General features: G+C 41.8%; 25 protein-coding genes. 6 read left to right on the top strand and 19 right to left on the bottom strand.

The genetic code is table 11. From position 1 onward, the window contains the following. Positions 1-126: 126 nt before the first annotated feature. The 6 genes from ctaG to cyoE all read right to left on the bottom strand — a co-directional run bounded on the left by ctaG (position 127) and on the right by cyoE (position 6,460). Positions 127-1,020 (bottom strand): cytochrome c oxidase assembly factor CtaG, encoded by an 894-nt coding sequence (gene ctaG, locus AM500_RS15915; protein WP_053600087.1) that lies wholly within the window; start codon positions 1,018-1,020, stop codon positions 127-129. 502 nt (positions 1,021-1,522) lie between these two features. Continuing rightward, on the bottom strand, positions 1,523-1,855 hold the full coding sequence (ctaF, locus tag AM500_RS15920) for a cytochrome c oxidase subunit IVB (protein ID WP_043933460.1): 333 nt from the start codon (positions 1,853-1,855) through the stop codon (positions 1,523-1,525). A 4-nt stretch (positions 1,856-1,859) separates the two neighbouring features. Continuing rightward, positions 1,860-2,489, bottom strand: coding sequence for a cytochrome (ubi)quinol oxidase subunit III (locus tag AM500_RS15925; protein ID WP_053600088.1), 630 nt, complete (start codon positions 2,487-2,489; stop codon positions 1,860-1,862). Next, positions 2,489-4,366 carry a cytochrome c oxidase subunit I gene (gene ctaD, locus AM500_RS15930; RefSeq protein WP_053600089.1) on the bottom strand — a complete coding sequence of 626 codons (1,878 nt, stop codon included), beginning with the start codon at positions 4,364-4,366 and terminating at the stop codon, positions 2,489-2,491. Before ctaD ends, AM500_RS15925 begins: the two co-directional genes overlap by 1 nt. 30 nt (positions 4,367-4,396) lie before the next feature. Continuing rightward, complete coding sequence (coxB, locus tag AM500_RS15935; protein ID WP_053600090.1) at positions 4,397-5,458, bottom strand: cytochrome c oxidase subunit II; 1,062 nt, start codon at positions 5,456-5,458, stop codon at positions 4,397-4,399. A gap of 81 nt (positions 5,459-5,539) precedes the next feature. Further along, positions 5,540-6,460 (bottom strand): heme o synthase, encoded by a 921-nt coding sequence (cyoE, locus tag AM500_RS15940; protein WP_053600091.1) that lies wholly within the window; start codon positions 6,458-6,460, stop codon positions 5,540-5,542. Positions 6,461-7,067: 607 nt separating this feature from the next. Here cyoE and AM500_RS15945 point away from each other — a divergent pair. Continuing rightward, a complete protein-coding gene (locus AM500_RS15945) occupies positions 7,068-8,036 on the top strand; it encodes a COX15/CtaA family protein (protein ID WP_053600092.1) in 969 nt (322 codons plus the stop codon). A gap of 76 nt (positions 8,037-8,112) precedes the next feature. Here AM500_RS15945 and AM500_RS15950 read toward each other — a convergent pair whose 3' ends face one another. Together AM500_RS15950 and AM500_RS15955 are read right to left on the bottom strand one after the other, a co-directional pair. After that, a complete protein-coding gene (locus AM500_RS15950; protein WP_053600093.1) occupies positions 8,113-9,333 on the bottom strand; it encodes an FtsW/RodA/SpoVE family cell cycle protein in 1,221 nt (406 codons plus the stop codon). Positions 9,334-9,526: 193 nt separating this feature from the next. Then, positions 9,527-9,808: an Fpa/YlaN family protein gene (locus tag AM500_RS15955; protein ID WP_053600094.1), complete on the bottom strand. Its 282-nt coding sequence runs from the start codon at positions 9,806-9,808 to the stop codon at positions 9,527-9,529. Between the two features lie 174 nt (positions 9,809-9,982). On the opposite strand from AM500_RS15955, the gene AM500_RS15960 reads away from it, so the two are divergent. Continuing rightward, positions 9,983-10,480, top strand: coding sequence for a hypothetical protein (locus AM500_RS15960; RefSeq protein WP_053600095.1), 498 nt, complete (start codon positions 9,983-9,985; stop codon positions 10,478-10,480). A 305-nt stretch (positions 10,481-10,785) separates the two neighbouring features. Here the strand turns inward: AM500_RS15960 and AM500_RS15965 are convergent, their stop codons facing one another. Next, positions 10,786-12,114 (bottom strand): PhoH family protein, encoded by a 1,329-nt coding sequence (locus AM500_RS15965; RefSeq protein WP_053600096.1) that lies wholly within the window; start codon positions 12,112-12,114, stop codon positions 10,786-10,788. A 156-nt stretch (positions 12,115-12,270) separates the two neighbouring features. On the opposite strand from AM500_RS15965, the gene AM500_RS15970 reads away from it, so the two are divergent. Beyond that, positions 12,271-12,864 (top strand): YhcN/YlaJ family sporulation lipoprotein, encoded by a 594-nt coding sequence (locus AM500_RS15970; RefSeq protein ID WP_053600097.1) that lies wholly within the window; start codon positions 12,271-12,273, stop codon positions 12,862-12,864. A 15-nt stretch (positions 12,865-12,879) separates the two neighbouring features. Here the strand turns inward: AM500_RS15970 and AM500_RS15975 are convergent, their stop codons facing one another. Next, a complete protein-coding gene (locus AM500_RS15975; protein WP_053600098.1) occupies positions 12,880-13,335 on the bottom strand; it encodes a pyridoxamine 5'-phosphate oxidase family protein in 456 nt (151 codons plus the stop codon). A 158-nt stretch (positions 13,336-13,493) separates the two neighbouring features. On the opposite strand from AM500_RS15975, the gene AM500_RS15980 reads away from it, so the two are divergent. Then, positions 13,494-13,694, top strand: coding sequence for a YlaI family protein (locus AM500_RS15980; RefSeq protein WP_053600099.1), 201 nt, complete (start codon positions 13,494-13,496; stop codon positions 13,692-13,694). 188 nt (positions 13,695-13,882) lie between these two features. Here AM500_RS15980 and AM500_RS15985 read toward each other — a convergent pair whose 3' ends face one another. The 5 genes from AM500_RS15985 to AM500_RS16005 form a co-directional block, all read right to left on the bottom strand. Then, complete coding sequence (locus AM500_RS15985; protein ID WP_053600100.1) at positions 13,883-14,173, bottom strand: hypothetical protein; 291 nt, start codon at positions 14,171-14,173, stop codon at positions 13,883-13,885. 16 nt (positions 14,174-14,189) lie between these two features. Then, entirely contained in the window at positions 14,190-14,498 is a 309-nt protein-coding gene (locus AM500_RS15990; protein ID WP_053600101.1) for a YlaH-like family protein, read from the bottom strand. A 22-nt stretch (positions 14,499-14,520) separates the two neighbouring features. Further along, on the bottom strand, positions 14,521-16,365 hold the full coding sequence (typA, locus tag AM500_RS15995; protein ID WP_053600102.1) for a translational GTPase TypA: 1,845 nt from the start codon (positions 16,363-16,365) through the stop codon (positions 14,521-14,523). Positions 16,366-16,588: 223 nt separating this feature from the next. Continuing rightward, complete coding sequence (locus AM500_RS16000; RefSeq protein ID WP_053600103.1) at positions 16,589-17,386, bottom strand: inositol monophosphatase family protein; 798 nt, start codon at positions 17,384-17,386, stop codon at positions 16,589-16,591. A gap of 188 nt (positions 17,387-17,574) precedes the next feature. Then, positions 17,575-17,769 (bottom strand): hypothetical protein, encoded by a 195-nt coding sequence (locus AM500_RS16005; protein WP_043933476.1) that lies wholly within the window; start codon positions 17,767-17,769, stop codon positions 17,575-17,577. A 177-nt stretch (positions 17,770-17,946) separates the two neighbouring features. Here AM500_RS16005 and AM500_RS16010 point away from each other — a divergent pair, with 177 nt between their 5' ends. Beyond that, positions 17,947-18,567 carry a YktB family protein gene (locus tag AM500_RS16010; RefSeq protein ID WP_053600104.1) on the top strand — a complete coding sequence of 207 codons (621 nt, stop codon included), beginning with the start codon at positions 17,947-17,949 and terminating at the stop codon, positions 18,565-18,567. Between the two features lie 161 nt (positions 18,568-18,728). On the opposite strand, the gene AM500_RS16015 is transcribed toward AM500_RS16010, so the two are convergent. Continuing rightward, entirely contained in the window at positions 18,729-19,007 is a 279-nt protein-coding gene (locus tag AM500_RS16015; protein ID WP_053600105.1) for a UPF0223 family protein, read from the bottom strand. 31 nt (positions 19,008-19,038) lie between these two features. Further along, positions 19,039-19,998, bottom strand: coding sequence for an NAD(P)H-dependent flavin oxidoreductase (locus AM500_RS16020; RefSeq protein WP_053600106.1), 960 nt, complete (start codon positions 19,996-19,998; stop codon positions 19,039-19,041). 340 nt (positions 19,999-20,338) lie between these two features. On the opposite strand from AM500_RS16020, the gene AM500_RS16025 reads away from it, so the two are divergent. Further along, complete coding sequence (locus AM500_RS16025) at positions 20,339-21,811, top strand: aminotransferase class I/II-fold pyridoxal phosphate-dependent enzyme (protein WP_053600107.1); 1,473 nt, start codon at positions 20,339-20,341, stop codon at positions 21,809-21,811. A 63-nt stretch (positions 21,812-21,874) separates the two neighbouring features. Here the strand turns inward: AM500_RS16025 and AM500_RS16030 are convergent, their stop codons facing one another. Then, entirely contained in the window at positions 21,875-21,997 is a 123-nt protein-coding gene (locus tag AM500_RS16030; RefSeq protein ID WP_043933481.1) for a GapA-binding peptide SR1P, read from the bottom strand. Positions 21,998-22,265: 268 nt separating this feature from the next. Continuing rightward, positions 22,266-22,565 (bottom strand): DUF3055 domain-containing protein, encoded by a 300-nt coding sequence (locus AM500_RS16035; RefSeq protein ID WP_043933482.1) that lies wholly within the window; start codon positions 22,563-22,565, stop codon positions 22,266-22,268. Positions 22,566-22,625: the final 60 nt, after the last annotated feature.

Here is a 22,625-nt window from a genome sequence, read left to right on the forward strand (position 1 = left end):
TTCAATTATAAAGTTAAGCTTCTAAAATTATTATATGCATTTATGCCAGTTATTTAGGGATGAAGGATTAAGCCAAACCCGGAATAATTTGATTGATTGAAAAAAAACAAGGCCCCAACTGGGACCTTATTCTGCAAGGAAAGGTTCGGGTTCTGGATCGATGCCGGTTTGCTCATCTCTATACCATTGGAAGAACACTTTTGCCAGCGCAATTCCGTATACAATTTCTTGAATGACTTTCATTAATACACCGCCAAGCCGCTGGTCTTCGAGAAGCGACATCGAACTGAACATTTGAGGCCCGCTTAAATCGAGTCCGGCAAGCAAGGTAGGTGAGACACACAATTCCAGAGCCTTCGCCCAGGCTCGTGGGTCTGAGAATGTAACATAAAGCGGTGTGTTAGTAAAGATAATCAGTGCACAAGCAGGTGTAATCAATATACCATTAGCAAAAATATAGCCCACTTTTCTTAAGCCAGATAGGGTTTGGTATTCCTTAAGCGGAGCGACAATTGGCCACCACATAAAAATCGCGAGGATAAAGAGCAAAGAAGTAATTCCCGCATGCATCCAAATTGATTGTTTTACTGTATCAAAAATAAGCGGGATATGATAAAAAGAAAATGCTCCATTGAAAACAATTAATGCGATTAGTGGCTTGGTCACGACAGAAAACAACTTTCCGATAATCGGAAGCCTAAGGATAGCTCTCCAGAGCCATTCCGGTATACCAAGAATCAGAAGTGGCGGGACTACTAAGTAAAGTGTTGCCATTTGGATCATATGGGCATAAAACGTAATATGGCCTAGTAAATCCAGCGGTGAACCCTTAATTACGTACAATAATGCCATGGCAGTAACAAAGAAACCTGCCTGGCCCCTCCTTAAAGGCTCGCTTCCTTCAATTTTTCCTCTAAACTTTACGGTTATCAAAAAATAACCCGCGATTATAGCCAAGATAAATAGTAAGAAATACGGGCTCCAAAGCGCTTGAAAACCAAATATGTTTAAACTAAGCACCGTCTTTCACCTCAATTTAATAGATTTCCCCTATATTATAGACCTGCAGGAATCTGTAAGCAAAGCTCTTGCTTTTGTTCTAAAAAGAAAATCGGCTTGCGCCGATTTTCTTTTTTTATTTTGTTTTAGAAAAATGTAGAGCTAAACGGGAACTTCCGCTTTTCTTTGTCCAGCTGCAGCGCCGAGTCCCTCGAGGTTGCTTCGGTCCCTCAGTGGAAGTCAAAGAACAACTTCCTCTTTGGGCCACCCACAAGAGTATGCTTCGGAAGCATACTCATCGCACGAAGAAAATGCGTTTTTGCATTTTCGAGGAGTGCTTCTCGGGACTGACCACGGCGCTTCCGCTTTTCCCTGTCTAGCTGCAGTCCCCACCGCCTAGTGTCCTTCGGTCCCCTCACTACGATAAGTCAACATCGATTCACTACGTTCATCGTGTTTCCTTTATCTCATGTCGAGGCCCTCCAGGCCATACGGCGCTAAACGGGGACTTCCGCTTTTCTTGTTACCACCAGACTATGGTTAGGAATGTCAGAATGGTAAGCAAGCCAACAGCTAGGCCTCCGTATAGGAACATAGCTGGCATTTCATGTCCTTTATGGTTCATATGCATGAAGTAGTAAAGCTGGAAGATTACCTGAATAACCGCAAGGAGAACAATTAGCGGAACGGTAAACCAGGATGAAAATCCTACTCCAACTGCCCCAAATGCTATAAAGGTAAGAAATAGCATCATCGAGAATGAGATAATCTGGTAACGCATTTCCTCTTTGCTTTTCTTCTTCCGATATTTAAGGTCAATTTTGGGGTTCCCTGAGTTCACATTTTGATTAGCCATCAGTTTATCCCACCATTCCCATTAAGTAGACTACTGTAAAGATAAATACCCAAACTACGTCAATGAAATGCCAGTATAGGCTGGCAATATAAAACTTAGGAGCGTTGTACAGGCTTAGGCCCCTCTTTGCATTACGAATCATAAGAGATAGTATCCAGGCAAGGCCAAAGATTACGTGCGCGCCGTGGAAACCGACAAGCGCATAAAATGAAGATCCGAATGCCGAGCTTGTAAAGGTATGCTTATAAGCATGAACATAATGCTGGAATTCATAAATCTCCAAAACCAGGAATGCAGCACCAAGTGCAACTGTAACACCAAGCCAGATCATCATTTTTTTATGGTCAAAGTTCTTCATGTGGTACATTGCATACACGCTTGTCAATGAGCTGGTCAAAAGCAGCATCGTCGCGACAAATGTAAGTGGCAAGTCGAATATATCCTGCGCCAGTTTATGGGAATCATCTGGAACTTTATCCTTCAGCGCCAAATAGGTTGCAAACAGCGAAGCGAACAAAACGGTCTCGCCGCCAAGGAATAACCAGAAGCCTAAAAATTTATTTTTTCCTTCAAGGGTTGCTTTTTCGGGCGAAGCAGGCCATGTTTCGTACGTCATTTTTTCTTCAGCTTGCATTATGCCTTTACCCCCCTATCGTCCTCATCAACAAGATCTTCCTTATGAATATGGAATCCATGATCATCTTTAATAGAACGGAATAGCATGGAGCCAAATGTAATAAGGAGACCCAGAACTAGTACCGGGATTGCCCAGGCCTTTGGATCATCCCCTGACTGGTACATTGCACCAAATGCTGCAATGAACAAACCAAGTGAAATCACAAACGGTACAAATGATGAATTCGGCATATGGATATCACCGACCGGTTCTGCCGGCATCATACCTTTTTTGCCTTCCATTTTTTCAAGCCATAGAGCATCCAACCCCCGTACAAGCGGAGTCTGCTTAAAGTTGTAGAAAGGTGGAGGTGAAGCAACAGCCCATTCAAGTGTCCTTCCATCTTCCCACGGATCTGCTCCGACCCGGACATTCTTTACCTGTGTCATGACGATGTTATAAAGCAGTACAATGACGCCGGCAGCCATCAAGAATGCCCCCACAGTACTCACGAAGTTCCCTGCGTCCAGTCCCTGTCCCGGCAAGAATTTAAAGATCCTGCGCGGCATGCCCCAAAGACCAAGGAAATGCTGGATGAAGAATGTCAGATGGAAGCCGATTAAGAACAGCCAGAAAGTAATCTTGCCCAATGTTTCGTTAAGCATCGTTCCAAATATTTTTGGCCACCATAAATGAGTGCCAGCCAAAAGGGCTAATACGACACCACCAACGATAACATAATGGAAGTGAGCGACAACGAAATACGTATCATGGTACTGGTAATCCTGTGCTGCAGACGCAAGCATGATACCAGTTACGCCACCTGCAGTGAAACTTGGAATAAACGCAACTGCATATAACATAGGTGTTGTGAATTTAATGCTTCCTCCCCACATTGTAAGGAGCCAGTTAAAGATCTTAATACCCGTTGGCACAGCAATTGCCATTGTTGCAACCGCGAAAATAGAGTTGGCAATCGGGCCGAGCCCTGTTGTAAACATGTGGTGAGCCCATACCATGAAGCCAAGGAAACCAATCAGGACAGTCGCAAATACCATCGAGGAGTATCCGAATAGGCGCTTCCTTGAAAAAATTGAGAATATTTCAGAAAAGATACCGAACGCCGGAAGTATAAGGATATAAACTTCAGGGTGTCCGAAAATCCAGAATAAATGTTCCCAAATGACAGTGTTGCCCCCATTTGCAACATCAAAGAAGTTGGCGCCGAACAGGCGATCAAACATCATTAGCGTTAAACCTACTGTTAATGGAGGAAACGCAAACAGAATAAGTGCTGAAGCAACGAAAGTAGTCCAAGTAAACAACGGCATACGCATATAGGTCATACCTGGAGCACGCATATTAATGATAGTGACAAGGAAGTTGATACCGGCAATTAAAGTACCAAAACCGGATATTTGTAGTCCTAGTACATAAAAATCAATGCCGTGCCCTTCGCTATAAATTGATAGTGACGCATAGGATGTCCAGCCGGCATCAGGAGCGCCGCCCATGAACCATGAAAGGTTCAGGAACACACCTCCAAAGAAAAACAGCCAGAATCCAAGCGAATTCAAGAATGGAAACGCGACATCGCGCGCTCCGATTTGTATTGGTACGACCGCATTCATAAATGCGAATAATAAAGGCATTGCTGCAAGGAATATCATTGTTGTCCCATGCATTGTCAAAATTTCATTATATAACCCTGCACTGACAAAATCATTGTCCGGTACAGCTAGCTGAATGCGGATAACCATCGCTTCCAGCCCGCCGACGATAAAGAAAAATCCGCCGGCTATTAAATAAAGGATTGCAATTTTTTTATGGTCGACAGTCGTCAAATAGTCCCATAAGACTGCCCCGAAACCCCTTTTTTGAGCGTAGGTACTCACAGTTTTACCTCCCTTTCCACCATTCCCCGGTTATTCCTGAACTTTTAATCCCATCAAATATTCTGCAAGCTGATCGAGCTGCTTTTCATCTAACTTGCCATATTGGCCAGTCATTTTGTTGCCCGGCTTATACTTCTCAGGGTTTTTGATCCAGTTTTTCAAGTTTTCTTTATCATGTGGGAGAATACCGGCCACAAGCTCCCGGTCACCAAAGTTAGTCAAGTTAGGCCCCATCCTAGCTGCTTCAGGTGTTGTGTTTGCTGGAGTGACAGCATGGCAGCTCAGGCAGCTTTGATTGAAAATTTCCTGGCCAGCCTGTGCATCAGCAGTAGTTGCCGCAGCAGGTTCCTTTACATCCTGCATTGCAGTCACCCAACTATCGAACTCATCGCGTGAAACTGCTTTTACTTTGAAATCCATTAAGGCATGTGATGGTCCGCATAATTCTGCACACTTACCATAGAAGAGGTTTCCTGCTTCATTGGCTTTCTGCGAGTCAAATTCCAGCCAAAATTTATTCAACGTGTCCGTGTTTGTATCCATCTTTCCCCCAACTGCTGGAATCCAGAAGGAATGTTTAACGTCGGAAGCCTTAAGGTTAAAGTAAACCTTTTCATCTGTCGGCACGACAAGATCCTGGCTCGTAACGATTTTCTGGTTAGGATATTCAAATTCCCACCAGTATAAATTCGCACGTACATTGATAACGAGCGCATCCGAATTTTTCTTTTCCGCTTCGGAAACATCAGCAAGCTTGAAAGTAGCTGATACAGTAGGGACAGCCAAAATTAATAACAATAAGATTGGGATAACAGTCCAAACGATTTCAAGTGTGTGATTTCCTTCAACTTGTTTCGGAATTTCATCTTCACTTTTACGGCGGAATTTAAGCAACACTAGAACGAACAGTACTGTCACAACAAGGATAACTCCTACCATGATACCGGTACTGAGCTTCATTAATCCGTATTGCATTTCCGCAACTTCTCCCGCAGGCTGCAGTGTGGACAGGAATGGCTTTCCACAGCCCGATAGGAATAGCGCCAACATTGAAAAAATTGATACCAAGCGCCAATTCGCAAGCCTTTTCATAGATTAATCAAACCCCTCTTTCGTATTAAGTTTGTTGACAGGACGCTTCACCCCGCAGCAGGGAAGCATCCTGTAGCGAAACTAAATGACTGTTACAATGACCATCGCTGTAAATATGATTGTTACGTATTGCAGCGAGTACACAAACATAAGCTTCGCCCATTTGATATCATCTTTCATCATATATCCATAAATCCCCAATGCTAACCAGCCAATATTAAGCAAGGTGGCCAGCACTAGAAACGGGATTCCAAGGGAAGTCAGGAAAAGTGGTATTGGAAGCAGTGCAGCAACCCAAAGGACTATATGGAGTTTAGTAGTTCCAAATCCTTTTACAACCGGTAGCATCGGAACGCCTGCTGCCCTGTATTCTTCCACCCTTCTCATTGCAAGAGCATAAAAATGCGGCGGCTGCCAGATAAACATTAGTGCAAACAGCGCCCATGCAACCGGGTCCAGATTACTGTCAATAGCAGCCCAGCCAATCAGTGGCGGTACTGCCCCGGATACACTTCCTACAATCGTGTTCGAAACAAACTGTCGCTTTGACCACATCGTATAAAGGACGACATAACTAAAAACCCCAACGATGCCTATGACAGCAGCAGTAACTGTTGTAAACAGCAACGAGATGGTCCCAAGTATAATTAGCGCTATTCCCAGCCATAAGACTTTCATGGGCTGTACGGTTCCGTTAACCGTAGGCCGGCTCTTTGTCCGTTCCATTAAAGGATCAATGTCCCGGTCATAAAAATTATTGATTGCACACGATCCCGCTATAATAAGGGATGATCCTGCAAGTGTGAAAAAAACTATATCAAGGTTTTCCAGGAAACGCATGCCCGAAAATTCCAGTGCAAGCCATAACCCAGTAAACGTTGTTATCATATTTGAATTTACAATTCCAATTTTAATTAAGGCCAGAAAATCTTTAAATACCATTGACCTATCAAGGCTGCCTTGATTAATCGAAGCCTCACTGTATGCCTTCGGATTGGACATTCTTCTTCCTCCTTCATGCCTGCATAAAAAGCAAAGCCCCTATTTGTTTTCCTTCTATAGTAAAAAGGTTAATTAAAAAATTAATTAGAATTAAATACGCTTTCTCTGTATATTAAATCACACTTATAGGCTTTTTTGTGAACTTTTTTTGAATTTAATATAACTATTTTTCATATAGTCATTGCATCATTCCGCATTTAATATTTTCGGAGCATAATAAATTAAGATAATGGAAAAGTGCCTGTCTTGAGCCTTTTTATAGTTCAGCTTTTAATCAAGTGTTGTTTTTTGGATGTGGCCGCCCTTTAAAAGGCTGCATTCAACAATATTGTTTTATAATAGTAAAATAATGGTGTGTTGAAAAAGATATTATTGAAAGAAAATTCGCACTTTACTTCACTATATTGAATTTACTGCTTGCCCTTCAACTTTTATGCTTACATTTTAGTAAATCAGATGGTAGAAGGTATCCGGATTTTCTTTCGACATTTATTCTGTTCTTTTTTTGTTTCCTCAGCTATTATGTATAGGGGGTACATCCCCACTCATTATACTGACTGTTTTATTTTATGACAAATTTTTGAACTATTTTAAGAAGGTGAAAGATTTGAAGCGTTCGTTGAAGTGGTTTTCGGTGGCTACAACTATCGGGATGATCTTTATCCTGCTTGGCGGAGCATTGGTAACCAAAACAGATTCCGGTATGGGCTGTGGAAGGTCGTGGCCGCTTTGCAACGGGGAAATCGTTCCTGGTGATATCACACCGGAGTTAGTCATCGAACTTGCCCACCGTGTCGTATCAGGTGTGGTTGGTTTAATGGTATTAATTCTTTCTATTTGGACTTGGCGCGCGATAGGCCATATTAGGGAAACAAAGTTCCTGTCCGCTCTGTCGTTTGCTTTTCTCGTCCTGCAAGGGCTGATTGGTGCTGCCGCTGTTGTATGGGGACAATCGGATTTTGTTTTGGCTCTCCATTTCGGGATATCGTTGATTTCATTCGCGGCTGTTTTCCTTTTAACCTTACTTATATTTGAAATTGATAAGAAGTTTGACGCAGAAAGAGTAATAATCGATACAAGAATGGCATTCCATATTATTGGTATCTCTGTTTACAGCTATATTGTCATATATACCGGCGCCCTGGTCAGGCATATGAACGCAAGTCTTGTGTGTCCTTCCTGGCCGCTTTGCTCAAATGGTGTTTTCTCTCTTCCTGACAATATTTACGAGTGGGTCCAAATGGGGCACAGAGCAGCTGCAGGGTTGATATTTTTATGGGTAGCGTATATAACCTGGCTTACGATAAAGCAATATAAATCGGAACGGGTCCTATATTGGGGATGGATAATTTGCCTTATTCTAGTATCATTACAAGTCATTGCTGGGGCAATGATTATATTCACAAGGTTAAACCTCTATATCGCCCTGTCACATGCTTTCTTTATTACATGCCTCTTCGGTGTTTTCAGTTATTTCCTGCTGCTAGTATACAGAAGTAAGCAAAATCAGCGGCAAGTTAATGATACTTTTCAACTCCTTCAGCCAGATGGGGATATGAATACCTTTAAGTCGTAAAAAAAAAGCCTCGCAGCAATATTAACGCTGCGAGGCTTTTTTTGAACATCCAGCTCCATAAGTGACGCTTTTGCGTTTAAAGTGATCTTCCTGTCCTAGCTTTGTATACCTTCTGCCGGACTGGCTGTTTTTCAGGTACAGGCTTAACATTTCCTTTTTTAGAATTGGTTTCTAGTCTCGTATACATGGACACATTCACCAATATACCAGCCGACATAGCTAATTGCATAATCGAGGAACCTCCATAGCTGACAAATGGCAGCGGAACCCCAGTAAGGGGAATGACTCCTGAAACACCTGCAAGATTAATGATTGACTGTACGCCTATCATACTCGAAATTCCGATTGCCAGCAGGCTGCCAAACGGATCCTTGCATCTCATCGCAATTCGGTATCCTTTTAAGACAATGAAACATAGGGATAGTACAACAAATGCAACACCGATCAGCCCCAGCTCTTCGGCCACGACAGCAATAATAAAGTCTGTATGGGATTCTGGAAGATACCCCAGCTTCTGTACACCTTGTCCTAATCCCAGGCCTGTAATCCCTCCCGAACCTATTGCAATCAAGGAGTTCGATAAATGGAAGCCCTCATCCTTCACATCCTCAAAGGGATCCTCAAGAACGGATAATCGGCTAAGCCGCTCCTCAGAGAAAATCCAGTCCTGAAAGCCAAGCGCGAATATCGTTAATACTGCTGCCCCTATCGCAACAAGCTTCATAATATTTTTTATATTCATGCCTGAGGAAAGAATGATGAGAATCGCAATTGCGATAACAATCGCAGCTGTTCCAAAATCGGGTTGCATGATAATCAGCCCTGAAATAATAATCAAATACGCAAGAGGAGGAACTACACCTTTATTAAAATTATTTATATAGCTTTGTTTTTTGGCATATACAGCTGAGAGGTAAATAATTACGCTAATCTTCGCAAATTCTGCTGGCTGGATACTAAAAAATCCCAAGTCAAACCAACTTTGTGCATTTCCAGCTACCTTGCCGATAATGAGTACAGCACCTAGTGCGCCAAAAGAAATCAGGACAATCATAATCAGCCAAGCTGTTTTTTTCAGAAGCCTGTAAGGGAAAACATACGCAAACACTATAAATATGGCGGCTGACCCAAGTAAAGCCATTTTCTGCTTTTGATAAAAGAAGTCGTGCTCATAACCGTACCGATTGAGCGCAGCTCCCATACTGGCACTATAAACCATTACTAACCCAAAAATGGAAAGTACAATGATTGCCAGAATTAACGTATAATCATAGGATTTAAGTTTATTTTTCATCATTACCCTTCCCACTATCATTATGAATAGGTCTATTATAAATGAAAAAGGGACTATTTAGTTGAAGAAAATACGATTTCGTTAAATTGAAATGAAACTGTAACTCTTATTCATAAAAAAGTTACCCTTAGCCGCGATATACAGAATTTTCGTTCCTAATATAAAAACCCAAACAACTCGTGTTTGGGTTGGCAGATCATTTTCTTAAAGATGCTTCGTGAAGGGCTGACAGCTCCCTTTCCAACTTTTCAAGGATGGCCTTCCCATCCCTTTCATCTATAAGACCAAGTCTAATAGCAAAATCTATTTCCCTGGATAGGCCAAACATCTGCGTGTCCAATACCTCTTCATAAAGAGGACACTGGGGCATCGTTAAGTTATCCATTTGGACTTTAATTAATTTTAATATTTTTTCAGCATCAGCCTGCAACAAGGCCTGCGCTTTTTCCTGATGATTAATGATCATTTCGGATGCCAACATCTATCCCCCCGTTTCCGAGCGATTACCCAACTATCTTTAAATTTTAACGTCCTTATGGAAAAATTGCAAGAACAATCAGGATTTGGAGTGATAATCCTTAGTGCTATTCACTATGACTTTTTTTCCAAAAGCGGTATACTCTAGATGCAGAGAACGGATGGAGGAATACATATGGCGGAAATCATTCAAGTTACAGGGAACGTTAATTTCCCTATTACTATTGACCCGAGTGTTTGGATATTCGATGAACGAAAAATTGATTTGGATACATATTTTGACCGTTCAAAAGAGGTAGCAGATGAAGCTGAAAAGTATAAGCAGTCTGTCTCCAAACAATGGGATAAAGAATTAACAGAAGGAGCTCAGCCTCCGGAACAGATTCAACCAAAGAAAAAGCTAAAGAAAATGGAAATCCTTGAAGGCAGCTTTGGGATGGAACTTGCTCCCTTCATTAAAAATACCGAGCCTCGGGAGGATGCCCATTCCTTAATCATTACTGCCTCCAACCAGGAATATACCTTTCCACTTGAAGAAGCACATACCCTTATTGCTGCTTTTTCGAAAAAAGGAAAACCACTCCGTGAAGATGGGCCTATCCATATTTATAAGGGAGACGGTTCCAACCGGGACAACCCTTTGACAAATGTAACCGAGTTTAAAATTATCTGACCAAGAAGGCAGCCAGCAGCTGCCTTCTTTTTAAAAGGATGTTTCTAAAAATACGAAGTAGTAGGAGTTGATTTCAGCTACATTAAGGGAAGCAACCGAGAATATTCACTGCAGCGAGCTATCAAGCTCCCCCTTACCTGTTCCTCTAGTGAAGCAGTATATTTCCGGCTCTATTACCTTTTCAAGCTCTATGACTCTGTTCGGGCACTAATCAGGCTTCTCTGTTACTTTTTCAGGCTCCGACAACTCTGTTCGGGCACTGAGATAACCCTCCCCGTTTATCCGAGGTATGTTGATTGTATTTTTTATAATAAATCCGCCGCAAGCCTTGCAAGTCCTGATCGCTCACCTTTCAATAGCTTCACATGGCCGGCAATTGGCTGATCCTTAAATTTTTCAACCACATATGTGAGCCCATTATTATATGCATCGAGATAAGGATGATCAATTTGCTCCGGGTCGCCCATCAGGACTATTTTACTTCCTTCCCCTACTCTGGTAAGTATCGTTTTAACTTCGTGTTTGGTAAGATTTTGGGCTTCATCAATAATTATATACTGATCCGGAAGGCTTCGGCCCCTAATATAAGTCAACCCTTCCACCTCAATTGAGCCAAGCCCTGCTAGGATGGCATCCAGTTCACCAGGTTTCTTCGTATTGAATAAAAACTCAAGATTATCATAAATTGGCTGCATCCAGGGCCGGAGCTTCTCTTGTTTTTCTCCAGGTAAGAAACCAAGGTCCTTTCCGAGCGGAACAATTGGCCGGGCAACGAGCAGTTTTTTAAATTCCTTAAGATCTTCAATCTGCATTAACCCGGCTGCAAGCGCCAGCAGCGTCTTTCCGGTTCCAGCTTTGCCTATCAGGGTTACTAGTGGAAGGTCCTTCCTCAACAAGAGCTCTAATGCCATCGTTTGTTGAACGTTTCGCGAGTGAATCCCCCAAACATGTTCATGTTTACCTACTAGTTTTTTTGCAACCCTGACAGACTTGTCTATAAGTCCTAAAGCGGAAGCCGAACTTCCAAGGGAATCCTTCATGATTACAAATTGATTGGGGTAAAATCTCTGTTTGCCAAGCTGGGTGACAGGGAGCTCTCCGCTCTTGTAAAATGCATTTATTAACTCAAGCGGAATTAAAACCTCCTGAAAACCATCATATAAATGGTCAGCTTCAACAACGCGATCATTAAGGAAATCCTCCGCATTCAGTCCAATAGCGTCTGCCTTAACGCGCACAAGCGCATCCTTACTGACTAGAATGACAGTTTTTCCATTCTCCTTCGCCTGTTCCTCTAAGAACAAATTCTTCGCTACCGCCAAAATTCTGTTATCATTCGTTTTTTCTGTGAAAATCTCCTGAAGTTCATGAAATGATCTGTGATTTAATTCTATTCGGAGATTCCCGCCATTTTCCAAAGGAATTTTTTCATGGAGTTTCCCTGTTTCCCTGAGGCCGTCTATTAGCCTTGATACCTGGCGGGCATTGCGGCCCACCTCATCCATATACCGTTTTTTCGAATCGACTTCCTCTAGTACAACTGCAGGAATAACAACTTCATTGTTCTCAAATGAAAAAAGTGAATACGGGTCCTGCAACAATACATTGGTGTCCAATACATATATTTTACTCAAGTGAATGCCTCCCGCTTCTATGGCCTCTATTCGACTTTTGGTAAAATATATGTTTTCAGGAATAAAGATAGACGATTTTCCGGACAATAATCTATATTAGCCGCGGCGAACTGGTATGATCTCTTTCGCGGCGCGCAATAAAGGAGATTGTGTTCCATGCGAAATTTCACTTTGTTAGCCGTGCTCCTTTTCCTGATTTCGGGATGCGGAGCAAATGGACAGTCGGCACAAAATCAGAAGAATAACAATGAGAATCAAGTGAAAGTACAAAGGGTTGAAACGACAGAGACTGACAGGGAAACTGGAAAACTCGCTGCAAGGCGGCTTGAGAAATTGGCGGCGGCTGTTCCCGAAGTAAATGGCGCCAATGCAGTTGTACTTGGCCGCTACGCAATTGTCGGCATAGATATTAATGCGGGAGTTGAAAGGTCGGAAGCAGGCGTTATTAAATATTCAGTTGCGGAGGCACTTAAGGATGACCCCCATGGAGCTCGTGCCATGGTTGTTGCCGACCCGGATATGAATGCAAGACTAAAAGAAATATCCGCTGATATCGACGCTGGGAGGCCCATTCAGGGGATCATGTATGAGTTAGCTGATATAGCAGGCAGGCTAGTCCCTGAAGTTCCTGCGAGGCATCCACAACCTGAAATTGGTAACGAAGTCGACGAACCCAAAAACCAGCTGAATTCAAATGAGAGAAAAAAACTTGAACAAAAACAAGAAGAAGAATCAAACTATCAAAAATAAAGCTTAGTCTGTTGACTAAGCTTTTTTCATCGCTTCCATGACCTGGATATCCAATTTTTCTGCGGCCTCTTTATCGTACGTTTTATCATATTGCGGCTCGCTGATCATTTTTGAACCATAAAACATGACATCACGAACCTCATGTATTTTAATTTCCACAAGCGCAAGCTTTAATGGGATTTCTTCTATTTTCTCGATTTTTATTGTTGCATGTCCATTAATTGAATAAGTTGATTCGTTTGCGATAACACTTATGGCTACCGAATTGTTTTGTCTGATATTTTTAATAATCCTGGAACGGTTATCAACCGCAAAGAAAATGGTGGACTCATCTTTTGCCAGCAGCCATGATATCGCACTTACATTGGGCCCTCCTGTTTCATGATCAACAGTGGCCAGTGTGACGAAACGCTCATGCTGCAATTCATCAAATAACGGCTTGATGAGTTTTGATTCAACTTGATTAGGCATGCCTATCGCTCCCTCCCCTTCCATACTTGCCAGTAACCACATCTTACTATTTTTGGCCGGGCTCTTCAACCGGATTACAGCCATAGGGCTATATATAGGGAGTTGTCCATGATATAATTGGAACAAAGTGATAGCACAGAAGCTGAGGTGGGTTTAACTTGAAGGTAAAATGTGTTTTATGCGATAAAATAGAGAGCATCCCCGATGATGCGTTGGAGGCTAAACGGCTTCGAAATCGTCCGATACATACGTACATGTGCGAGCCTTGCCATGAGAGGATATCCGAAAAGACTAATGAACGGATTGCTAGCGGCAATTTCCGTTTGTATCGAACTAAAGTAAACCAGGATGATTTTTAGAAAAGCGCAAGCGCGCTCCTCCAGTGAGCTATCGCGTAATTTCGTGCGATGCAATTTCGGAGAAGCTTTCCTTGTGGAGCTAGACAGTTCTTAAAGTAAAGACATATTTTCTGATATTTCAAATTAAAACACCCCCTGATCGAATTCCATCAGGGGGTGTTTTTAGGTTTGGATTTTCGGGCACTAGCCTAGTTATTTGGGTAGTTGACGAATTTATCCGGTTCGAGGTTAATCTGATTCAACATGACCTCAATCAACTCTCTTGGGAATCTTGTCTTTTTCGATTCACCTTCACGAACATAATGGACATAGTACATTTCTTCGTCTGTTTCAATTTTAATATCCGAAACTCCGTGATTCTCTACAAGCATTTCATCAAACATCTGCTTTGTTTCCTGGGCTGCGGTATCATCCGGGCGAGCATCACAAACCACTTTAATTGTAAGCCAATTATAAAGAGTATCCTGTACAGATCTCACTTGCCATTCCCCCTGGTCAAGCTTGTTTACTTTCTTTCCTTTCCTGGTGGAGGCGGATCTTATAAATTATAAGGATAAGCGCCGCTACAACCAACCCTTCAGCGACAGGAAGAAAAATGCCCAATGCTGTCAGGATAGTTCCACCCAAAGCAAGAAAGATATAGATAACTGCCTGTTTTAACAATGGGAGTTTTTTTGCGAAACCAAGCTTGTATACAATGATGGAAAGTACAACAATTGTCAAATACAAAGGCCAAGTTCCGTTTTCCTCCACATTGAAAAGAGCTGCAAAAAAGGATAGCCGATCATTCAGCAATGTTTCCATTTCTGCCGATCCTCCCCTACTCCTAATTCATATCTGCGTACTTTTTCTTCTTGGCAATCCGTTCCCGCTCGTTCTTGTCAAGAATCTTTTTGCGAAGGCGGATTGATTCCGGTGTAACTTCACAATACTCGTCTTCGTTCAAATATTCAAGAGATTCCTCAAGCGTCAGGATACGAGGCTTTTTAATTGTTGAAGTTTGATCTTTATTTGCTGAACGGACGTTTGTGGCTTGCTTGACCTTCGTAATATTAACGGTAATGTCGCTTTCGCGGGTATTTTCGCCAACAATCATTCCCTCATATATTTCAGTACCCGGTTCCACAAAAATCGTACCTCTGTCTTCCACTTGCATGATTCCATAAGTGGAAGCCTTACCGGATTCCATTGAAACAAGCACTCCCTGGCGCCTTCCACCTACCTGGCCTGCAAGCATAGGCTGGTAGCTGTCGAATGTATGATTAATGATTCCATATCCACGTGTTAGTGTCAGGAACTCTGTTGTGTATCCAATCAAGCCCCTTGCAGGGACCATGAAAATCAAACGGACCTGTCCGTTTCCACTATTGATCATATCAGCCATTTCACCTTTACGGGCACCAATTGATTCCATGACTCCACCTGTATATTCCTCAGGAATATCAATTTGAACCCTCTCAATTGGTTCACAGCGAACACCGTCAATTTCTTTTACAATAACTTCTGGCTTGGATACCTGTAGCTCGTATCCTTCACGGCGCATATTTTCAATTAAAACAGAAAGATGCAATTCACCCCTGCCGGAAACGATCCAGGCATCTGGCGAATCTGTATTTTCTACCCTTAAGCTAACGTCGGTTTGGAGCTGAGCGTGCAAACGTTCTTCAATTTTTCTCGAAGTTAAGTATTTGCCTTCCCTGCCAGCAAACGGGCTGTTGTTTACAGCAAAAGTCATTTGCAAAGTCGGTTCATCGATATGAAGGATAGGAAGCGCTTCTTGATGCTCAACTGGTGTAACAGTCTCACCTACATTTATATCTTCCATTCCTGATACAGCAACGAGATCACCTGCATATGCTTCTTGGATCTCCTGTCGTTTCAAACCAAAGAAACCGAACAATTTCGAGACACGGAATTGTTTCACTGTTCCGTCGAGTTTCATAAGTGCGACTTGTTGGCCAACTTTCATCGTTCCGCGGAATATGCGTCCAATTCCGATACGGCCAACATAGTCGTTATAATCAAGAAGGGCAACCTGAAACTGAAGAGGTTCTTCCCTGTTATTTATCGGTGCCGGAATATGTTCGATAATGGACTCATATATCACTTGCATATTATCTTCCTGTTTTGCAGGATCTGGATCCAGGCTAGCCGTCCCATTAAGTGCAGAAGCGTACACAACTGGGAACTCTAGCTGGTCTTCATTGGCATCAAGCTCAATAAACAAATCGATAACTTCGTCGATCACTTCCGCTGGACGAGCGAAATCACGGTCTATTTTATTTACAACAACAATTGGTGTCAGGTTTTGCTCTAGTGCTTTCTTTAACACAAATCTAGTCTGAGGCATTGTTCCTTCATACGCATCAACAACCAGAAGTACACCGTCAACCATTTTCATGATTCTTTCTACTTCTCCGCCAAAATCGGCGTGCCCCGGGGTATCCAGGATATTAATTTTCGCATCTTTGTATTGAATGGCTGTGTTTTTAGCCAATATTGTAATTCCGCGTTCCCTTTCAAGGTCACCGGAATCCATCGCCCTCTCTTCAACATGTTCATTTGACCTGAAAATACCAGACTGTTTTAAAAGCTGGTCAACGAGCGTGGTCTTACCATGGTCGACGTGGGCAATGATTGCTATATTCCGGATATCATTTCTTAATTGCATTTATTTCCAACTCCTGCCTTATTATAAGGGATTTCGTGAATTTTATGGTAGTCCTAATGTACAACTAAAACATTATACCATAATTATCGTGAAAACATAGTATTTTTCTTCCAACCACAGATTTTATATTATTTTACCCAAAAATTGTCCGCGACCTACATATAAATATGTATACCCTGTTTATAGCCAATAAAAAAGCCAGCGGAATCCCGCCAGCGTTTTGTTACCATTTTCCACCTTTTAAGTATTGGTTCAGGATTTCTTCATGAAGTGCAGGATCGGCAGCAAAAATAGACGATTTGTTTAGGAAGTCGAGTTTATTGCCATGAAGGTCGGTAACTTTTCCGCCTAGCTCTTCGACAATAACGGCCCCTCCAGCAAAATCCCATGGAGCCAGCCTAGGGGACAAATATGCATTCACCCTTCCTGTAGCTACATATATAAGCTCCAGTGCTGCAGAACCGTACGATCTGGCGCCGCGTGCATCCCGTACAAGAGGGATGACCATGTTATGGTCAATCATGTCATTTTGCATCACCCATGTTATGTTAAGGGCAAGAATTGCCTCTTTCACTACCGATTTTCCGAGTTTAGGGAGCTCTTTTTCGTTTAAGAAGGCACCCTTCCCGATAAAAGCATGGTAAAGCTCATCATGGACAATATCATAAATAAGACCTATTTTACCAACGCCATCCTCATAAATACCAATTGAAATAGCAAAGTTACGCTGCTGATGGACAAAGTTCATTGTTCCATCAATCGGATCAATTATCCAAACAATTCCATCCAAATCAGTAAATGTATCTCCAAAACCTTCCTCGCCCAAAATTCGATGACCCGGGTAGGCTTCCCTAATTTTTTCAATAAAAAATTGTTCCGTTTCTCTATCCATGTCAGTAACAAGATCGTTCGGATTTGATTTCGTGTGGATATTTAAGGTTTTATCAAAAGAAGAACGAATTCTGTCTCCTGCTTCATATACCCATTCCTTTGCGTTCTCATATAATTTCTCCCAATCCATGCCATAACCTCCAATGATTTCACGACGCATTCACTGTTTAGATTATCCAAAAAAGGCCTTGCCTTCAACTTCTAGGATTCCCTTTCGACAAAATAATAAACGAACTCACCAGCATGGCCAGGAGTCCGTTTAAATCAGGGGGTTTCGTTCTTTTCATTATCTCTATTTGACTTCCTCTCCGCATTCCTTTATAGTGCCTTGAGCCTCAGCAGTTCCTGTCGGATTTTTTCAAGACGGAGCTTACAAGTGCGCTTTTCCTCTTCGTTGTTTTCACTCATCGCATCAAACAAAGTTGCCAGTTCATAATCCATCTCAAGTTTCAATACTGCTGTTCTTTCTTTATCGTATGCCTTTTTTCTAGTCGAGTTAATTAACTGTTTCATAATTGGAGCACTCCTTTTCATCTATATACTGATTTTTCAGTTTTTTACTATCATAGTATGAGCCAATTAAGAAAACGGCATTAAAATGTGCTTTTGACTCATATGAAATGTTTATAAATTTCCCTATCTTTCACGATATGCTAAAATAGCAATAGTTTGTGAAAGCGGGAGGTCTATATGGGATTTAATGGTTTTACTGAAGATGATTTCAATGTATTTAAAATCGATGGGCTTGAATCCCGGATGGATGGGATCATAACACACATCCGTCCTAAACTTGAATTTCTCGGCAATCATTTTGCATCAGCCTTATCCATTGCTGCCGGGGAAGAATTGTTTGCCCATGTTGCTAAACATGCCAGGAGGACTAAGAATCCCCCTAATGATACATGGGTTGCGTTTGCTGCTAATCCCCGCGGATATAAAATGGTACCCCATTTTCAGATTGGCCTTTGGGAAACCCATTTGTTTGTCTGGTTTGCCGTCATTTATGAGTGCCAGGGAAAGCAATCCATCGGTAAAGCGTTTATAAATAACCTAACTGAAATCCATCAATCAATTCCCGGGAATTTTGTCTGGTCCGAAGACCATACCAAACCTGGTGCAACGAAGCATAGCAGCCTTAGCAAGGTTGATCTGGAAGCTTCTTTTCAGCGGCTATTAGATGTTAAGAAGGCTGAAATTCTTTGTGGCTATCACTTCGATCGAGATTCGGTTATTAAGATGGGCCCATCGGAATTACTTAAGGATATTGAAGATGTATTTAAGAAAATATTACCCCTATATAAATTGTCATAAACCTGCAAATTATTATTGAAAAATAAAGCTGTCGTAATAGCCATCCAAAAAAGGTCACAGAGGACTCTCTGTGACCTTTTTTTATTGATATACCTGTGCCAATCGATGCTCTAACTACACATCCTACTCGCTATACCTGATATGAAGGCAGGGTTTTTAGTTTATTTTCGTTTCATCCTAATTGTTTCCCCACTTGATTCTTCCTTTGCTTTGGTTACGGTTCGATAAGGGGAATAGCCGCTCATTTGCTCAAACTCCCCAAATAGTTTCTTCTCTTCCGCTTTAGATGGAACAACATCCTTAAAGCTTCTATAAGCATGCATCAGCTTATCCCGATTAACGCCTTTTTCATATGCTTCCTCTATTACCTGGAAAAATTGAATAACCTGAATTGTTTCATCTGTAGTCCAGGTATAATCAATTGGATATTGATAGTCCATTCTATATCACCTGCTTTAACTAACTTTTGTATTACTTTCCCCACTTATTTCTTATTGCAGCAGCTTCCCTTATTAGCCTGTCAACCAGTTCCTTCGCAGTCGGAATATCTTGAATCAGGCCAATTGCCTGGCCGGCCCATCCAAAGCCCTCATCCTCTTTCCCATCATGAATAAACCTCATGTTAGCTGCCCCACTGATATATTCCCTTAATTCTTCGTACCCGGCACCTTGTTGTTCCAGTTCAAGGATTTTGTTTGTCCATTTATTTTGAATCGCTCTCCCCGGAGCACCCAGTGACCTTTTTATAATAGTAGTGTCCAACTCACTAGATTCAATTAACGCCTTCTTATAAGCATCACTTGCATGTATACATTCTTTTACGGCAATAAACCTTGTCCCCATTTCTATACCCTCTGCACCAAGAGCCAGGGCAGCCATGAGGCCTCTTCCATCTGCAATTCCGCCAGAAGCTATAACCGGGATTGAAACCGCATCGACCACACTTGGAATTAACACTACTGTACCAACATCATCCTTGCCAAGATGGCCGCCTCCTTCCTGGCCAACTACCATAACAGCATCAGCACCTAGCTGTTCAGCCTTTAGCGCCTGTCTCCTCGAGGCAACCAGTACAAGTTTTTTGATCCCCGTGCTACCGAGCCGCTCCAGCAATGGTGCTGGATTTCCCCCGGTTACAGATATTGCTGGAACCTGTTCTTCGGTGGCGACTTCCAGGAATTCTTCGTAAGGCCTTCCATGTTGACCGATTGCAAAATTCACACCGAATGGCTTTTCTGTCAGTTTTCTAACGTTTTTGATTTCATTACGTAAATCATCAGGCGTTAACAAGGACATTGCCGTAATTTGCCCTAAGCCACCCGCATTCGAAACAGCAGCAGCGAGCTCTGAGTAAGCTAGATGGGCAAGTCCTCCTTGAATAATTGGATATTCAATTGACAATAGCTCAGTCACTCTTGTATTCCAATCCATTGGTTACCCCTCCAATTGTTATGTATTCGTTTCTTCAAATCCATTATAGGTTATTTTAATGATGGTAAGGGAAACTACACTTATATAAGGAAAATTTTAAGATTTCTTTTTTCTGTCTTGTGCCGCTCCGAGAAGAAGTTAGGGCAGTTTCCTTTGTGGATAATACTTCCTCTCATTTTATAACAAAAGCAGGAAACAATCTCTTTCTATGCAAAACGAAGCATAAGTGCTATAATTCTTTTGTTTTATGCCTATAAAAAATTACTGGTTTATAATTGGCGCCAATACGGACGCATCATGCGCCCATAAAGATATTTTTAGCAAAGAGGTGTGGAGAAATTTGTCCCAAAACGAAACACCGCTATTCAGCGGACTAGTTGCTCACGCAAAGAAAAACCCAATTCAATTCCATATCCCCGGCCATAAAAAAGGCTCAGGCACAGACCCTGAGTTCCGGGAATTTATTGGAGACAATGCTTTGAGCATTGACCTTATCAATATTGGTCCACTCGATGACCTTCATGCCCCAAAAGGAATTATAAAGCAGGCACAGGATCTTGCTGCGGAAGCATTTGGTGCAGATCATACATTTTTCTCTGTTCAGGGAACTAGCGGAGCGATTATGACAATGGTCATGACTGTTTGTGGACCTGGAGATAAAATTATCGTTCCAAGGAACGTCCATAAGTCTATTATGTCGGCAATCGTTTTTTCAGGGGCGATTCCGGTCTTTATTCATCCTGAAATTGATAAAGATCTCGGTATTTCACATGGAATTACCACGGAATCCGTCGCGAGGGCTCTTGACCAGCATCCAGATGCCAAAGGTGTATTGGTCATTAACCCAACCTATTTTGGCGTCTCGGCCGATCTCCGTAAAATTGTCGAGATTGCCCACTCTTATAACGTACCAGTTCTTGTCGACGAGGCGCATGGTGTCCATATACATTTCCATGAGGAACTCCCTCTTTCTGCAATGCAAGCCGGAGCCGACATGGCAGCGACTAGCGTCCACAAGCTAGGGGGTTCTATGACCCAAAGTTCGATATTGAATGTTAGGGAAGGACTTGTATCTTCAAAACGGGTTCAATCCATTCTCAGCATGCTGACAACAACTTCAACATCCTACCTCCTGCTTGCTTCCCTGGATACAGCACGCAGACGGTTAGCTATGGATGGCCGCGAGCTCATCCAAAAAACAATCGAACTTGCCCAGTGGATTCGCAAGAGCATAAATGATATTGATAAACTCTATTGCGTAGGTTCAGAAATCCTGAATTCCAAAGCAGCATTTGATTATGATCCAACCAAACTGATCATCTCCGTGAAGAATCTTGGAATAACAGGCTATGAAGTGGAAAAATGGCTTCGAGAAAAATACAATATTGAAGTCGAATTATCAGACCTTTATAACATTCTCTGTATTATTACACCAGGAGATACACAGAATGAGGCAGAGATCCTTGTCAACGCGCTTGCAGAATTAGCGGATGAATTTGCTCATAAAGCAGAGGAACCAAAGCCACTAGAAGTGTTTCTTCCTGAGATCCCTCTGCTTGCTCTTACACCAAGGGATGCGTTTTATAGTGAAACTGAGGTCGTTCCTTTTGAAGAATCTGAAGGCAGGATTACAGCAGAATTTGTGATGGTTTATCCTCCAGGTATTCCGATAATGATTCCTGGTGAAATTATTACAAGCGAGAACCTCCTTTATATTAGAAAAAATCTAGAGGTTGGCCTGCCTGTCCAAGGACCCGAAGACGATCAAATCAAATCGATTCGGGTAATCAAGGAATACAAAGCGATAAAATGATGATTAATATAAAAACAGGATTCCAAATGGAATCCTGTTTTTATATTGAAAAATAGTTGATTTTTAAAGATCCTCATCGTGAGAATGGCATTTATTGCAGGAGCACTTTGAATAAAGTACAGTTACTTTTTCATCTTCAAAATGATCAATCGTTGAATTGCAATCTTGGCATACAATTGTTCCCATCTTGATCAACTCCTCTTTGAGTTCGGAATAGTTAGTAGTATTTGTTTCTTAATTCTATAATAGTATAACCTTATTAAAAAATCAAGCTATAAAGTATGACACTTTTAAAATTTATTGCACTATATATTCCCGAAATATATGTATATATGTGTTTTTTGTATTAGGCTCACCTATATATTAGGTAAGAAATCTTGGCGTTCCCATTTAAAGCACGAATTAAGCAAATATAATGGCTGACCCAAAGTTCTGGGACAGCCAAATTATAAAGCTATTCATATTGTGGTTGGAATGGTACTGATGGCAGGATTCCAGTAAGGAACTCCGCCAAGTCTTCAGCCTGCCCTTCTCCATTAATACGGAATACTTGCTGGAGATAATGCAGATCATTCAGGTCATTGGGATCAAGGAGGACAGATCGGCCGGTTTGCATACAAACGACAAGGGGTTTTCCGAAAAACAGGGAGGAGTATACAATCCCAAAATCATAGCGGGCATTATCAGTGGCGAATCCAGTGAATCGGACTTTTACATTTTCATGTTCGTCATATAGCTTTTCGAAAAAATCCATAACATTCCTCCTTATTAGTTATTAGAATATTATTATAATTCAGATATCTGATTTTATCAA

The organism is Bacillus sp. FJAT-18017 (assembly GCF_001278805.1).
Taxonomy (GTDB): Bacteria; Bacillota; Bacilli; order Bacillales; family Cytobacillaceae; genus Bacillus_D.